Annotated in this window: 12 protein-coding genes; 4 read left to right on the top strand and 8 right to left on the bottom strand. The window is 54.8% G+C overall.

Translation table 11 applies throughout. From position 1 onward, the window contains the following. Positions 1-203 precede the first annotated feature (203 nt). Positions 204-1,475, top strand: coding sequence for a Y-family DNA polymerase (locus tag SJY36_RS00675; RefSeq protein WP_386172420.1), 1,272 nt, complete (start codon positions 204-206; stop codon positions 1,473-1,475). A gap of 57 nt (positions 1,476-1,532) precedes the next feature. On the opposite strand, the gene SJY36_RS00670 is transcribed toward SJY36_RS00675, so the two are convergent. The 3 genes from SJY36_RS00670 to SJY36_RS00660 all read right to left on the bottom strand — a co-directional run bounded on the left by SJY36_RS00670 (position 1,533) and on the right by SJY36_RS00660 (position 6,940). Further along, positions 1,533-1,880 carry a hypothetical protein gene (locus SJY36_RS00670; RefSeq protein WP_386172417.1) on the bottom strand — a complete coding sequence of 116 codons (348 nt, stop codon included), beginning with the start codon at positions 1,878-1,880 and terminating at the stop codon, positions 1,533-1,535. Further along, complete coding sequence (gene repC, locus SJY36_RS00665) at positions 1,880-3,082, bottom strand: replication initiation protein RepC (RefSeq protein WP_386172414.1); 1,203 nt, start codon at positions 3,080-3,082, stop codon at positions 1,880-1,882. Before repC ends, SJY36_RS00670 begins: the two co-directional genes overlap by 1 nt. A 975-nt stretch (positions 3,083-4,057) precedes the next feature. Further along, entirely contained in the window at positions 4,058-6,940 is a 2,883-nt protein-coding gene (locus tag SJY36_RS00660; RefSeq protein WP_386172411.1) for a Tn3 family transposase, read from the bottom strand. A 120-nt stretch (positions 6,941-7,060) separates the two neighbouring features. Between SJY36_RS00660 and SJY36_RS00655 the strand changes: the two genes are divergently transcribed. Both SJY36_RS00655 and SJY36_RS00650 read left to right on the top strand, forming a co-directional pair. After that, on the top strand, positions 7,061-7,672 hold the full coding sequence (locus tag SJY36_RS00655; protein WP_386172408.1) for a recombinase family protein: 612 nt from the start codon (positions 7,061-7,063) through the stop codon (positions 7,670-7,672). 6 nt (positions 7,673-7,678) lie between these two features. Beyond that, entirely contained in the window at positions 7,679-8,272 is a 594-nt protein-coding gene (locus SJY36_RS00650; RefSeq protein ID WP_386172445.1) for a recombinase family protein, read from the top strand. 169 nt (positions 8,273-8,441) lie between these two features. On the opposite strand, the gene SJY36_RS00645 is transcribed toward SJY36_RS00650, so the two are convergent. The 4 genes from SJY36_RS00645 to SJY36_RS00630 form a co-directional block, all read right to left on the bottom strand. Continuing rightward, on the bottom strand, positions 8,442-10,223 hold the full coding sequence (locus SJY36_RS00645) for a RiPP maturation radical SAM C-methyltransferase (RefSeq protein WP_386172405.1): 1,782 nt from the start codon (positions 10,221-10,223) through the stop codon (positions 8,442-8,444). Positions 10,224-10,247: 24 nt separating this feature from the next. After that, the gene (locus SJY36_RS00640; protein ID WP_296034079.1) at positions 10,248-10,472 is read right to left on the bottom strand and encodes a hypothetical protein; all 225 of its coding nucleotides are present in this window, start codon (positions 10,470-10,472) and stop codon (positions 10,248-10,250) included. Between the two features lie 650 nt (positions 10,473-11,122). Next, positions 11,123-12,613: a hypothetical protein gene (locus SJY36_RS00635; RefSeq protein WP_386172402.1), complete on the bottom strand. Its 1,491-nt coding sequence runs from the start codon at positions 12,611-12,613 to the stop codon at positions 11,123-11,125. Between the two features lie 212 nt (positions 12,614-12,825). Continuing rightward, the gene (locus tag SJY36_RS00630) at positions 12,826-13,509 is read right to left on the bottom strand and encodes a HEPN domain-containing protein (RefSeq protein ID WP_386172399.1); all 684 of its coding nucleotides are present in this window, start codon (positions 13,507-13,509) and stop codon (positions 12,826-12,828) included. 83 nt (positions 13,510-13,592) lie between these two features. On the opposite strand from SJY36_RS00630, the gene SJY36_RS00625 reads away from it, so the two are divergent. Continuing rightward, on the top strand, positions 13,593-14,741 hold the full coding sequence (locus tag SJY36_RS00625; protein ID WP_386172397.1) for a Shedu immune nuclease family protein: 1,149 nt from the start codon (positions 13,593-13,595) through the stop codon (positions 14,739-14,741). A gap of 220 nt (positions 14,742-14,961) precedes the next feature. Here SJY36_RS00625 and SJY36_RS00620 read toward each other — a convergent pair whose 3' ends face one another. Beyond that, complete coding sequence (locus SJY36_RS00620; protein ID WP_386172394.1) at positions 14,962-15,846, bottom strand: ArdC family protein; 885 nt, start codon at positions 15,844-15,846, stop codon at positions 14,962-14,964. Positions 15,847-16,019 lie beyond the last annotated feature (173 nt).

Here is a 16,019-nt window from a genome sequence, read left to right as displayed (position 1 = left end):
ATTCACACAGGGAATCCCTCACCCCATTTGTGCAACAAAGCCGTTGTCGAGGGATCAGTCACCGCGAAAATTCTGCGAAAGCGGAATGACCGTTATTATCTGGCCCCAGCCAATCAGCGTGAGAACTTTCCTGAAATCGAGCTGACCGAAGATAGTGAGATTTGGGGCGTGATTGCAGGTGTGGTGCGGCGCTACGATCTCGCGTGAAGCGTCCTATCGCGATCAGCGACAGCGCCAACTTCTACGTCAGCGCCGAACGGATCTTCGATCCAACCCTGAAGAACGTGCCGGTGATTGTGTTGTCGAACAATGACGGATGCGCGGTGGCGCGAAGCGACGAAGCCAAGGCGCTCGGCATTAAGATGGGCCAGCCACTGCACCTGATCCGAGACAAGGTTGAAGCACACGGGGTCCGGGTATTTTCCAGTAACTATTCGCTTTACGGTGATATTTCGCGGCGGGTCGTTGATGTCTATGACGACTTCTCGCCAAATGTGGAAATCTATTCGATTGATGAATGTTTCTTGGACTTCGGCGGTTTTGAAGATCGAGTCGCACATGCCCGAAATATGCGGGCCGCAGTGTTGCACCGGATCGGTGTGCCAGTGCGTGTCGGGATTGCCCCGACGAAGACACTGGCGAAGTGTGCCAACGACATTGCAAAGAAAAATCCTATCTTCGGCGGTGTGCTGGATATGATGGATGATGAATTGGCCGACTGGTTGCTATCTATGGTTCCGGTTGGTGACATTTGGGGTATTGGTCGCAAGACTGACGCTAAACTGCGTCAGCTTGGTATTGGAACAGCGTCAGACCTTCGCGGGATGCCATTACGACAGGCAAGGGCAGTCGGCACGGTCGTTCTTGAACGCACTGTCCTAGAACTCCAAGGCGAGCCGTGTCTGTCACTTGATGATGTAGAGCCGCAACGCAAGGGCATGGCCGTCACACGGTCCGCAGGGGCGCCTATGATTGGATTTGATGCCCTGTTCCAAGCAATCACTGCCCACGCCACCCGCGCAGCGGAAAAGCTGCGTCTGCATGGATTGGTGGCTGGAACGGTTACTGTGTTTTTCCACACGAACCGACACCGCCGAGATCGGCCGCAATTTACTGGATCACGCACGACGCGACTGACGCCTATGTCGGCAGACACATTCGATCTTGTCGATGCGGCTCGCCGCTGTGCGCAAGCCGCATGGCCGAAGAGCCAGGGCGAGACGTTCGGCTTTACCAAGGCGGGTGTTATGCTGGATGATCTGGTGCGATTTGAAGACAGGCCGCGCACGTTGTTCGATGTGGAAAAACCGAAAAGCGCAGCACTTATGTCTGCGCTGGATCATGTGAATGATCGGTTCGGAAAGAAAACGATGGTTCTGGCAAGTGAGGGAATGAAGCGTCCGTGGCAGACAAAGGCGGATCGGCGTAGCCCGCGCTACACGACACGCATTTCCGATTTGCCGGTGGTCAGATGATCGCTGTCATCTGGTGCAGTGAAAAGAGGGGCGGCTGTTGGGCCGCCCCGTCCACCGTCACTGTTCGGCGGGGTCGTTTTTCTTGCGCTTCGGGAATGGGACCAGTTCGAGTTGTGGACGTGTGTGGCCCGCCGCGAGGCGCTGCGGATTTTCTTGAGTAATTTGGTCATTTTTCGATCTTTTCGTTGGGTGGTAATGACGGGCCAGGTTCATCCCAAAAGGAACGGCTCTGCATCCGCAGGATCGAAACGAAGTGGAGAAGGGCATAGCCCTTGCAGGGCCGCGACGTTGGGTTAACCGTGCAGTCCAGGATTGCCTATCCATGAAACGGGCCGGGAAAATTGCCGATGCGGAAAAGCCCGACAGCACTAAACGAAGTATCTCGGCAGCGGGGCCAATGAACATCAACCATTCTTGCGACGTGCGAGGCCAAGCAAACTACCCACGATATTCAAATTGCCCGCCCTAAAACGCTTGGTCATAGCCCGCAACGCGCCGCCCGGATTTCGGATCGGGCTGGTGGGATGGTCGCGGTTAGCGTCGATCAGGAAAACGCATAGTGTCGCACCGTCCAGACCAATAGCCTCAATCGCTTTGGCCCAAGCATCGTGATTGATCCCCAAGGGACAAATCCTCATCGCAGCGGCGTCCATCATGTGAATGTCTTGTAAGCGTGACGCTGTTCCACGACAGGTGCTGATGGCGTCCTGCATGTCCTCACTCGCCAAATTGAAAAGGCGCTCTGGGTTCAACAATCGTGCGATTTCGGCTTTACTCGGCCCCTCGCCGCCTTCCTCCTTCTTTTCTAAGCAGTCTTCTGGGCCTACGGGCCCAGAACAGTGTTCCTTAACGTGTGTGGGCTTGCCCACACTCCTTTCGTTTACGCTTGCGTTACAAAATACAGATTTAGAATCTTGGTTGTTCTCTTGTATAAAGCAGGGGAAGTTTTCTTCCGCCATACCGGAAGAATCACGACATGATTTATGGATAATCTCCATATTTTCGCACAGAGTCTTTGCATCTTCGACGTGGGTTTCGAGGTCGTCCATTGGCATCGTCGCGAGACGCGCTGCGGTGGGCCATGCCTCATATACTCTGTGAAGCTCAATCAAACGCGGGTGTGACAAGGCGTCAGGTGTCGCGTCACGATGGCACTGCATGATGTAGCGTACAAAAGTGCTGCGCCGGTTGCGCAGCTCCTTGCGCAATTTGCGGTCGGCGGCCAGTTGTTCCTTCAACTGCATCAAGTCCGGTACAAGCGCGATCAACCTTGAAAAGACAATGCCACATCCTCCGAAGGGCGACCGTGACCCGTTGCCTTTGACGCGCTTTTCTATCAGCCCAGCCGCATGAAGGGCCGCTTCATCGTTACGAAGAGCGCGGGCTGTTTTATGCAACGCCTCGGCTGTTTGGTCCTGTGGGGCGAAAAAAACGGGTTCGCGTGATGGATCTGTCCACGCTGCGGGTGCAGTCTGTTTCATCATGTAAAGAAGGGCGTGCAAACGTCCTCCGCGAAGCCCCAGCACGGGGGCCAATTCGATCAGTAGTTGTTCAACGGTAAAACGCTGATGGCCCTGTGGTAGCGTTGGGTAGGTCTGTGTGGTCATGGTTCTGTCCTTGCTCGGTTGTTAAACAAGGCGGCTGCGGACAATTCTTCTTCTGTCGCACAAGTGCGTTTTTTGTTGCCAGCATGTCGGGAGGCTGCTAAAACCAGATCAACAGTATCTTGATGACCGTAAGGAATTCCCGTTCCTTGGTTCTAGAACCCCCCCCGTTAGGTTTCCGCCTTGCGGGGGTTTCTAATTCTAGTGTGTTTTTCTCCTTCCAAATTCGAATCTCGACGCAGTGACAGAATACAAGGTATTGGCTTCGCGGCCATGCCATCATCTGTATGTTGCGCCTTGGACTAGACCTTGCGGTTCATTGAAGGACCAAGCCAAGATGCAAAAATCGCTCCCACACAAATGCGTTTTTTTGCTTGATTGCGATGTCAGGGAGGTGGTAGAACGGTGCCTGAAAGATTAGTTGGGACACATAGGAACGCCAATTCCATGTTCTAAGACCCCCCCTCGTAAGGTTCCCACCTTGCGGGGGGTTTTCTTTTTGGGGCTGACTGCTCTTGCCTCCTGTTGATTCTTATATATTTGTGCAACAGGCATACTATGGGTTGATGCTTGCCGCAATTCTTGTGTGATAGGAAGTAGCGGTAACTATAGCTAGTATGAAACCCATTCGTTGCCGTATTCGCCCTGATAGGACCGCCATTCGACCCCCACGCCTCTGCGGCGGCTCGGTGGGTGGCACGATCGTTGCGGGATCGCCCAAGTCGGCACTTCGCCTAGGCCAACGCGGGCGTAGGTGAACTCGCCCTGTTGCCCATACGTGCCTTTTTGGCCGTAAAAGGACACCTCACAGTCACCTTCACTGCCATGTTCACGGTGCGAAAAAGACCGAATGTCCCAGACGACAATCGAGCGCACGAAGTCAAATTCAGGACCGCTTATGTCAATATCGGCACGTTCCTCTTGGGTAAGGCGGGTCTGATGCCGGAGAGTGCAAAATCCTACGTTAAGGCGGTTTGATCACTTTTTTGGCCACCTGTATTCGCCGGTGAGAAGGATGTGGGCCCATCCGAGTGGCGAGACGTGCGCTAGCAGATCTGGTGAACAATCCAGACGGTCGCGTTGGCGCGCCGTGACAGCTTGGCCAAGGTGCTTGGTGTTCCAGTAAATGATGATAGCGGCGAGCAGGTTCAGCCCGGCCATTCGGAAGTGCTGGCCTTGGGCTGTTCGATCACGGATTTCACCTTGGCGACCAATGCGCAGGGCGTTTTTTAGCGCATGATGCGCTTCGCCCTTATTCAGGCCGATTTGGGCACGGCGTTGCATGTCGGCATCCAGTAGCCAATCGATGATGAACAGCGTCCGTTCAATCCGGCCGATTTCGCGCAATGCGACCGCAAGTTCATGCTGTCGGGGATATGCAGCGAATTTTCGCAAGAGTTGGCTTGGCGGCATCGCGCCCGCCACCATGGTGGCCGCTGCGCGTAGGATGTCGGGCCAGTTCGAGCTGATGACAGGTTCCCTGACCTTGCCGCCTATCAAGCCCGTCAGCTCTTTCGGGCAGGATGCCGGATTGAAGAGGTAGAGGCGCTTGGATGGCAGATCCCGGATGCGGGGGATGAACTGAAAGCCCAGAAGGGCGGTGACGGCGAAGACGTGGTCGGTGAAGCCGCCCGTGTCGGCATACTGTTCGCGGATTTTCTGGCCTGCGTCTGTCATCATCAGGCCGTCCAGGATGTAAGGGGCCTCGTTCACTGTGGCCGGGATGGTCTGGGTGGCGAAAGGGCCGAACTGATCGGAGACATGGGTATAGGCCTTCAGACCGGGTTCATGGCCGTATTTGGCGTTGATCAGATTCATCGCTTCGCCCTGGCGCGTGGTGGGGAAGAATTGCCCGTCGCTCGAAGCGGTCTGCCCTGCGCCCCAAAACCGGGCCATCGGCAAGGCAGATTGACCTTCGATCACCATGGCCAAGGCGCGTGCCATCGCCTCGCTTTCCACATGCCAGCGCGACAAGCGTGAGAGCTGGAAATAATCATGGGTGTTCGTGGCCCCAGCCATTTTGCTGAGGCCAAGGTTCAGCCCTTCAGCCAGCAGCACGTTCAACATGCCGACCCTGTCTTTGCATGGAACGCCGGTGCGCAGATGGGTGAAGGCCTCGGTAAAGCCGATCTCGTCATCCACTTCGAGCAGCAGGTCGGTGATCCTGATCTCTGGCAGGCGTTTGTAAAGATCGAGCACCATGGCGTCCGCCTCTTCGGGAACATCGGCAGTTAAGCGGTCGATCTTGAGCACACCATCTTCGATTGAGCCTCCCGGAATGGCACCCGCCCTGGCGGCGCGGGCCAGTCGCTGCAAGCCATCAGCCAAACGAGATTTTCGATCCGCGAGCCAGAGTTCCGGTTCAAACGGCATGGCCAGTTTTGGCGTGGCCCTGGCAACTTCTGTCGGAACCAGCGCGTCCTTGAGATCGCCATACCGACGGGAATGTGTGAGCCAGATGTCGCCGGCACGGAATGCGTCGCGCAGGTGGCACAGGACCGCCACCTCCCAAAGCCGGTTCCCATCGTCGTGATTCAAGTGTCGATGCCATTTCGAAGCCCGGCGCAGAAAGGTCAGTGGCCGGGTAGTCGTCGTTTCCGTACCCGCGACGATGTCGGCGGCGGCAAGCAACGGTTCGGCCACCGGCGCCGCCTGAATATCGAGCGCCCGCAGCATGCGCGGCGCATAGCGTCGGAAGCGATGATACCCGTGAACAACATGTGCCAGTGGATCAGCCGCCAATGTGTCGGTCAGTTGGGCGGCGGCGGAAACAAGCCCCCTCAGCGATGACCAGCCTCCGGCGTTTTGAATGGCCTCGATCAGGGAGACCTGATCTTCATGTGCTTCCAGCAGAGCTGATCCAAAATTTGAGAAGCCCTGCAAGGTGTCTTTCAAAGCAGCCTTGGCGTCATCTGCCCGAGCATCGCATACGCGTTTTGCCTCGCGCCACGTCTTCCCCACAATCCGGTCATGGCTTTCGACCACGGCATCGGCAATGGCACTGCTCCATTCCAGAGCGCAGACCGCGAGGATGGCAAGGCGGCGGTCGCCGGAGATATCCCGCAGATCTCCGGCGAAGTAACGTTCACCTTGCCGTCGGAGGCGCGCGATACGGTGGGGCGGCACACCCGACAGGACGGTTCGGTCCACGGCCATGGTCTGCAAGAATTCCAACCGGTCGAGCAGCCGGTTCATTTCGGCCGAGTTCTGGCCCACCTCAAACTGGCGCAGCCAGACAAAGCGGGTGACAGAACCGTCCGCCATTTCCGTCAGCAAGGCGTCAAGTCGGCTGCACATCTCATCATCCAGCCGGTCGGCAATCCGAGCGTCGATCCGTCGCTCTGCAGCAACGAGTGCATCCGCGCAAAGGCGTTCGATAACCGTGATCCCCGGGAGAATGGTCTGGGTCGCCCGGCATTGTTCCACGAAACGCCGCGCCAAGTCCTCGTTCGACCGGGCAGTTTCGGCTGTTCTCTCAAGCCAGACCTTCAGGTCTCTCGACCCTCGGCCAGTGAACATCTTGTAGCTATAGAGACCCCGCAGGGCCGCCAGATGTTCATGACGCGTTTCTTCGCGGCTTGCATATCCAGCCAGATCGTCTGACTTCAGCCCAAGCTGCGCAGCCAGGAAGCGCGTGATCTCCATTGGAATGACCTCGCCCGGGGTCAACAAACGACCGGGATAGCGCAATGCGCAAAGCTGGAGAGCAAACCCAAAACGATTGTGGGGGCGGCGGCGGGCGCGGATGATTTCCAGATCGTCGTCCGCAAGGGTGTAGTGGCGCAACATCGCCGTTTCATCGGTCGGAAGATCAAAAAGTACTGAGCGCTGACGCTCGGTGAGGATAGTACGATGCGCCATGTTTCTTTTGCTTTCCGCTTATGGTTTGCGTATTGATGATTAAGATACTGAATAAGGAATAGTTCGGATGACTGAAAGCGCGTCGTTTTCCAGATCGTCTCAAACGAACGTTTGTGAAACATGCTGATCGGCTATGCACGTGTTTCGAAAGCTGACGGCAGTCAGTCCCTTGACTTGCAACGGGATGCCTTGACCGCAGCGGGCGTTGAAGACGAACAGATTTACTCGGACCTGGCGTCCGGCAAGAAGGATGACCGATCTGGTCTGGAGGCTTGCCTCAAGGCATTGCGTGAAGGCGATGTTCTGGTTGTGTGGAAACTCGACCGATTGGGCCGCAGCCTGCATCACCTGGTCAAGACTGTCAGCATGCTGTCCGAGCGCGGCGTTGGCCTCAAAGTGCTCACCGGGCAAGGCGCGCAGATCGATACCACGACTGCGGCTGGTCGCCTTTCATTTGGTATCTTTGCGGCTCTGGCCGAATTTGAAAGCGAGTTGATCCGCGAACGCACAATGGCCGGGCTCCAAGCCGCCCGCGCCCGTGGCAGGAAAGGTGGCAGGAAGTTTGCGCTGACAAAGACGCAGGTCCGCATGGCCCAAGCTGCCATGGCCAGCCGCGACACATCGGTTTCAGAGCTCTGCAAAGATCTCGGGGTGAAACCAGTCACGCTCTACAGATATGTCGATCCGAACGGCAATCTACGCGATTACGGGAAACGAGTTCTCAGCGCTTAGCGTAGGATCCTGCACTCTCCGGCATCAGACCCCAAGATCGGTTACGCCCGCGTCAGCTCAACAAGTCAGGATCTCGAAATCCAGAAAGCCAAACTGAAGGCGGCAGGCTGTGAAATTGTCCGCGCCGAAACCGGCTCTGGAGCATCCCGTGACGGTCGCACCGAACTGGCAACCGTCCTGGAGTTTTTGCGTGCAGGTGACGAGCTGGTCGTGCATCGCCTCGACCGCCTTGGGCGGTCAACCCGAGACGTTCTGAATCTGGTGCATGAGTTGGATGCGAAGGGCGCGTCGTTGCGTATCCTTGAACCCGAGGTGACGACGGCCGGCGACATGGGGCGCATGGTGATCACTGTCCTCGGCATGGTCGCTGACATGGAGCTGAAGTTCATTCGCGACCGCCAACGCGCAGGGATCAACGCCGCAAAGGGCAAGGGGATCTACAAGGGGCGGCAGAAGAAGGTCGATGACGCTGAAATTCAGAGACTGGCTGCAGCGGGCACATCCAAAGCCCAGATTGCCCGAGACCTGGGGGTTTCGCGCATGACCGTATATAGAGCGCTGGATACAGGAAGTGCCAAAGCGGACGCAGACCCGGATTAGGTCCGCTGGCTGCTATGCGGACTTAGCTGCCTTTCGTCTTCCTGCTCTCAACGTCCGCAGTGGGTCGATGACAAAATCGATTAATTCTGCGACACTAAAAACCTTTAGGCTTTTTGAAATAGGTGATCGGCCTATGACTATCATCAGCAATTAGGGTGATTATTTCGACCTATGCTGCCATCACGACTGATACGGCCAAGCCGTCCAGCTCAACTACCCACCCTCGGTCAATCAGCTCGTTATACATTTGGTCGCGATCAAAAACAGATATTGGCGTTCGGAGTGCACTTAAGGCATCCGCAACCGTTCGCTCAACCACTGAAAACTGCTCGTTGGCCAAGGATCGTGTATCTTCAATCAAGTAATAGTCACTATTAATTTTGGAAAGACGCAGATAAGGACGCTCCTCTCTTTCCCAGCAGTCTATCCAATTCTGAATCCTGTTACCAAAGAAGCTCAAAAAGTCACTATCCGCGTTGATCCCTAGCGGCTGAGCACTACTAAAATGATAGGCAATTTCGTCATGGCTCCGGGAAAATGGGAAAATATCTAAATAGTGCCTAAACGGTTTCACCTCATCTACCCCAAAGCTCTCTGGATCGCTATGATAGGGGCTATACCTGTCAAATCTGATGGGGCCGAAACCTTCCGGTGGAGACAGGTGAGAGATAGCTGGAATAATCTCTATGATACCCTCAAAATCGGCACGACTTTCACCTGGGAAGCCATATAAGTAATTCCAGGAAACATATATTCCTGCCTCCATACAGTTCCGTAAGAGCGCTATATTCTTCGCTCCTGTAGTTCCCTTTCTCATTTCTTTAAGGGTTCGGGTTGAGAGGCTCTCGATTCCAGGTTGAATCGCCTTAATACCGCAGGATGTAAGCTCATTTATCTCAGCTTCAGTAAGGTTAGCCTTCACCTCGAAGAAATATGATGGTCCAAGTCCCGACTCCATAATTGCAGTAGGCACATCAAGCTTTCGTTTTACAGGCAGAATATTGTCGGCCGCTTGCATCCAACTTGGACTATACTTCTCAACCAATTTAGCCAGCTCGGTCGAAAGCCTCTCCTGGCTTTTGTAACGTGCTGTCATGCCGTTAGAGTTAAGGCCGCAAAAAGTGCAGTGCTGTTTCGCGCCCCACCAACAACCTCGAGAAGCTTCAAATACAATTTTTGGCGCAGGTTCGGGAAATCTTGAAGTGGAGTTCGCCGCAACGTATTCTCCATAATCAGGAATGGGGATACTATCCATATGCTCCACCGGAGTGCACCGAACAACCGCGGGAGTGGGAGCTGCCGTTCTAACCTCGTTCAGCACCGCCTGACAGTATGCAGGAAAATCGTTATCACTCTCTCCAGAAAAAATTGCGTCAACATGAGGAAGATTTTTAGACCAAGCACTCCCCATTGGCCAATCAAAATTGGCGCCGCCAAAGACGATCTTCACATCCGGCGCTCGTCTACGAATTATCTTAGAAATGGCAATGATAGGGTTTGTCTGCTGAAAAGTACTAGAAAAACCAATAATTTTGGGAGACCCAGAAAGGAGATTGTCGCACGTCTCCTCGAGAAACTGAGGAATTCTATCCAGAATGTTCTGAACGAAAGCAATGTCGCGGGAAATCACGCGAGTAATTCCCAGCGTATTTCTAGATTTACACGACAAAACCTGAGTTTCACGAGACAAGCACTTCAAAACGTAGTCTTCGGCTAGTGCTTGTTCAGGATAGGCTTCACGAACGAAGGAAAGCTCCCCAAGGAAAGGATACTCTTCACAGGACGCTAATAAAAAGTATTCATTTTCACCGATTAAGTCTCTAAATCTTAAGGAGGCATAGTCAACTACACAAGAGATACCACGCGCCTCACACCCCGCTTTAAGTATGCTTGTTCCAAGCGAAGGTATGCTCGTGAACGCGTAGGGAGGAACGCAAATTTTAACGTCCACGCTCTCACCTCTCCAATTAGACAATCAGCGAATTGGAATTGGATAAGGAACTGGAATGATCGACGACACTGTGTCGTCCGCCATAGTCGATGCTGGTGCAGTCGCAGCCTTCAACTTCTCAGCGTCGTCATCGCTTACATCGCCGCCATACTCCGCAATCGCGCTCTTGGGGTCGGATGCAAATTTTACCCGAAAATCGCTATCGCTGTTTAGTCGTTTCTGGAGTTCTTCAGGTTTGAAATCAGACATTTTTTGCCCCTCAGATTTACCGTGTTGCGTCAGGATGACGTCAGGTAAGAAGCGAGTCAAGTTTTCCTTGTTGCAGCCGCTTGCCGGACTTGAACGCGCTCCAAACGAGAATTTGCAGACCGAAGGTTTTCCAGACAGCGAGGTCGATGGTCTCAAACGACTTGGATACGTGTGTTAAAGACACTCTTTTGCAAGTCGATCAGTGGTTTAGCTGACGTTCATTCGCAGCGTAACATCGGTTACTCTGGGCTCCCTCAAGCCGTTCGCTGCGATCTGCGCGAACGGCTGCTTCGACGCTGCGGCCGTTCACTGAACCGTCTGTGACAGGCTGCTGAACTTATTTGTGAAAAACGACAAAAGGCTTGTCGGCAAGCGACTGACTGCCGCAAAAAGGGTCGTTTTTGCGGCAAAATGGACTGGTCATAAACCTGTCAGAACCGCGCCAGTTCTGCCGATAGTTTTTGGCCGCGCTAAGTCGCTGATCCTTCCTGCGAGGGGCAGGGGGGCAGAATCCACCGTATTTGGCATGAAAGTTGTGGCAGTGGGACCAGCACCAGCCGGTCGCGCTTCATCATCGACAGCCGATGGCAAACACTTTCGATTGTATCAGTGTGATCCACGACAGTCAGTCGAAGGGCGGATGGTCATTCCTACGCCGAGAGTGGGTGACGCAGGAAATGCTCGTCCATAGCCTTTCCCAACACTTTCAGCCTCGCATCTCGCGCAAGCTGGCGCACATCGGACCCGTCCTTCCATGAAATAGGCCTTTTTGTCCGTTTGAGCTTCTCGACTTCGAGAAAGGTAATTGCGTCCGGTTCAAACGTACCCGTTGTCCAAATCATGTACTCCTGATGACGCTCGCTCAGATGCGGCATTCTAGAAAGATGGCTCTGGAAGACCGGAAGCTTCTTTAGCCAGTGCTCAACCTCGGACAGCGCAACGGTGCCTCCTGGCGCTCTGCCCTTGCATTCGATGAGCCTGATCCTGTCCTCGGTTACACATTGAACGTCGATGTCCGCGCTTTCTCCTGTTTTGGCATGTTTGGCGCTGATGCCCATTTCCAAGCCTCCACCAAACGTCTTCTTTGCTAAGTGCACGACGATTAACTCGAACAGGATGCCGCGCATGTTTCCGGCTGCCCCCTCAATCTCCGACAGACTGTCGAGCAGAGTGTAGAGTTTCTCAGGGTTGTTGATGGCAATGCCAGCGGCATTCTTGAGAGTGGCGGTCAGCGCCATGATTGCAGCGCCAACCTTGTTTCCAAAGAGGTTCGAAGGCGTGCCGGGTATGATCCCTGCCTTATGGCACAGGGTGAGGGCTTCGCCTGTAAAGCTCTCTGCCATCAACAAGGGGAGGATGTCGCCGCTGCGTGAGGTCTGTCTGTAGAGTACAGCCTTTCGGAGGAAGTACCGTACAGCCTCAGCGTCCATCCTGATGTCACTGAACACGTCGGCAACGAAGAATCCGTTCTGCGATTTGGGGCCGCGCAGGGGCATGAGGTAGCTTGGCCCCGTCAAATCCCACTTGAATTGACCGACCATGCGCGGATGGTCTTCACCCCGTATCGCGATCTTATCGTAGCTGGCAAAGCCGTTCTTGCGAACCCATTCGCGCAATCCATCGAGGATGACCCCTTCAACCAGAGACCGGGTACGAATGACAGAGGACGGTTCCGGATGTGCTACTGCATATTCGTTCGCGACATAGCAGGGGCCAAGTTCAGCCAGGTCCTGGACGGCAATAACACCCAGATCAACCAGCATCTTCGCAACGCTTTCCGTTGGAATCTGGCGCTTCAGCGCTACAGGCGCGCCGCTGATGACGGCAAACTCATCCTGGGGGACGATGCCTCCTCGTGCCATGAACGCGTCGATGGCGAGACCGTAGATCGAGCCGGTCGCACGCAGGTCACGCTGCAAGTTGGACCAGTAGCGTTCCGTGTTGCGTTGTTCTTCGAGATAGAAGAAACCTTCACGCTTCGGCAGGAGAAATAGAGGGTATTTTCGGATGGGTGGTCGGGCTCGCGCTAAGCGTTGCCGTGCCGCTTCTGCCTTGATGCCAGTCTTTGAGGCCAGCTTTTCCGCTAGTGCCGCCGCTCTGGTCGGACCGTCCTGTTTGAGTAGCGCTTCGATCTCAGACATAAAGTGTCACACTGCTTAATTTATTAATATTACATCCTTGCACTGGGCGGCTTTTTTTGAAAGGAAGTTTTACCTAAATTAATCAATGTGTTGCAGTCTGATGAAATGCATTACGTGTCACTGTACCCCCCTTTTGCTGGTCACAAACTGTCTGGCTGGCTCCTCCCTCGTCCAGAGCAGAGGCCACCGTATTTGACTTGAACAGGGATCTTTCAGATAGCAGCAGCGATCTGTTGCATGTGGCCAAGGATTTCTTCGATGCGGGGATTCCCGATGGGTTGGCGGTGCTTCGACTTCAGATAGACACCAGGAGTATGGATAGCGTTTTGAGCGCGGTGTAGGCCAGTCCCGTGCAATGCCCCTTGGGAAACCGCTCTTTGAAGGGCCACCTTTGATCTTTCGCTGTCATGAGCAATATGGTTTCGAAGGGCAATCCAAAGATTGATGATAGCCATCTGTTGCCCGGTAAGGGCCGTTATGCCCGCCATGTTGGCTGTGGTGACCCATCGCTTCGCGCCTTTCTTCAGAACTTGGGCATTGCTGAACGTGATGTTGTTCCCATCGTTGTCGATGAGCGAGATGATCGTCGCTCGATCAATGCTGGTTGGAGCCGTGTACGAGGCATATCGGTTCAAGATTTGCTTTTGCTTGTCCGTTAAGTCTTGGTTGAGAGCGTGTTTCAGGTGAATAGCAAACTGGCTGGGATCACGGTTGATGTAGGCCACGATCAAGTCGCTCAAAAAGCTCTCCCACAACGTGGCGGCCGAAATCATCGTCGACGCACTCAAGCGAGTAACATCTGCAGCGGAATGCAATGAAGCTTTGACGGTGTGGTAGAATGCAATCGCTTCCGTCAGTTGCGCATCGAAGGAAGCGCGTACACGAGCGGGGTCCATTGTGCGCAAACTTTCTCTCCCTATGAATTCTAAAAAAGTTACCAGCTTGTGCCGATACGGATTGTGCCTACACTCTGCAGGCCATGGATGATGCAAATTTTTTCAAGCTTCGCAAATCAGGAAAGACCTATATTTCCAGGGTCTTCAAGTTCGATGAAAGGCACGTAGAGCGCTTCCGGCATGTACGAATGGTCATAGAAGGATCGGACAGTCTTCATTTCGGAGAAATTGAAGGCGCGATGTGTTTGCGACTGACGGGAGAAAAGCGAAAGACGCAGGTTACGGCTTTGGTGTCGCAGGATGATCAGCAGGTGCGACGAGTATCGTTGCAGACCTATCAGTCTCGGAAAAATGACTGGATACAGGGCTACGAGGAAAATGAGTTTACCTTCCGTGGGGACGAACTCAAACGGCTTTTGGCCTTCCTTCACCAAATCAATTTCGTGGACCTCTCCAACGAGGAAAACTTCCAAATCGAGGACATCTCTCAAGGAGAAGGCCCAAAGGCCATTATTGACGCGTCTGAGCGCGGTGTTGTCGAGCAAGTACGACAGATGGATACTGGACAGCGAGAAACCATTCTGGAAGCACTACGCGGCTCTCTGACATCAGATGAAATTAATCTACTGCTCGGACGTCGACAGGGTCTGCAAGTGTTCACGGATCGCCTAAAAGCTGGTGATTGGGCGGAGACAGATTGGCAGAATTTTTTCGAGCGCGAACAGTGGGTTTTTGGATATGGACTCGATTACCGTATCATGCGCCAATTCGGGCGCGAGATGGTAGTTGGAAGCGGTGGCGGGACTGATAACCGGAACAAGCCGATTGTTGATTTCCTCGGTACGTTCACAGACTACACGGTCCTTGTCGAGATTAAGCGACCCGATACCAAGATTTTCAAACCGTCGAAGGGAGGCCGGGCCGGGACATGGGAATTCAGTACAGAATTCACAAGCGCGGTATCACAGATCATCCAACAGAAGGCGGAGTGGTTGTCATTTGCTCAGAGCGGTGACCACTGGAACAAGGACGGAGACAAGCTTGCGGCTCGGACACGAAATGCCAAATCGGTGCTAGTCATTGGCTCCCGGAAGGAATTTGCCGAAGATGAACGAGGGGCACAGATCATGCGCGACACATTCGAGCTGTTTCGGCGCGAATGCCGTACCATCGACATCCTGACATTTGACGAACTGCACGATAGAGCGGCGTTCATACTGCGTAGCGATTGACTAAGTGACGTCTGAAGCCGTCTCTTCTCCAAGGACTCACAACCGTGGTGCATCCGCCCCTTTAGGGGCGTCCGCGCGAAGCGCCGGGCCTGTCGGCGGGTAGCCTTTTGGTTGCCCGCCAACAGGTCACCCTGAAACCGCCCACCACCAAGATCAGACCGAAACACAAAAAGGCCCCCGCCTGCTGACGGGGGCCTCGATTGTTCGGCGGCGCGGGCTGTTACTCGGCGGCCATCCGGTCGGCCTGCGCGGTGCGGGTCATGATGTAATCCACGGCCTTCTGGGCCTCGGACGCGGCGCGGAATATCGCGCGGCTGTCTTCCTTCATCGCCTCAAGCCATCCTTCGACATAGGCCGCGCTCTGGTCGAATTCGGGCTCTACCCCGATCTGCGCGCAAAGCATGCAGTTGCCGATTTCCGCGACCAGCTCCTCGAACGCGTAGGCCTTGCGGTCATTGAACCGGCCCAAGCGGTCAAGCCGCTTTGTCGCCCCTGTCCAGTGGGTCAGCTCATGCGCCAAGGTGCCGTAATATCCTGCGGCCCTGTGAAAGGTCGCGATCGGCGGCATGTGGATGCGGTCGGTCTTGATGTTGTAATAGGCGCGCGGCTCCTCGGTCACGTCGATCTGCGCGCCAGTCACGGCAAAGAACGCCTCCAGCTCGGGATCGGCCACGGTACCAAGATCACGGGGCGGGTCGGGCAGGATATAGAATTCAGCGGGTAGGCCCTCGATCTGATCGGCATTGAACACGCGGTAGGCCTTGGCATAGGGGATCTGGCGCTCCTCGCCGTTTTCGTCCTCGCGCTCGACCGTGCCGTATTTCACCACTGTTGCGGATTTCTCGCCCTTGCGGACATGACCCCCAAGCTGCTTGGCCTGATTGAACGTCATCCAGCGAGCTGAGCTGTAATCCTTGGCCATCGCCGTGGCCCAAAGCATCAGGATGTTGATGCCCCGATAGGCTTCGCCGTTGAACCGTTCCGGCAAGCTGACCGATACCCCGCCACCGGTCCACGGCTTACGCCAGGGCGGCGTTCCAGCCTCGATCTGCGCGATGATCTGATTTGTAACATGGGAATAAACGTCAAACTTCTCTGCGGTCATTTGTGACCCTCCTTTGAGTGACGCGGGCCGGGTCTCTTTCCCTTTCCGCCGATGGGCGGGCCTTCCTGTTCTGATCTTTGGAATGCCCATGCATTCCGAAGGGCAGAGCAGGTAAGGGCAAAGCCCGTCCTGCGGCCTGGCGGGGCCGTGACAACCGGGTGGAGGGCGTGAAT

The sequence above is a fragment of the Sulfitobacter sp. R86518 genome, from assembly GCF_042466275.1.
Lineage (GTDB): Bacteria > Pseudomonadota > Alphaproteobacteria > Rhodobacterales > Rhodobacteraceae > Sulfitobacter > Sulfitobacter pontiacus.
This window is presented reverse-complemented; position numbering and strand designations above follow the sequence as displayed.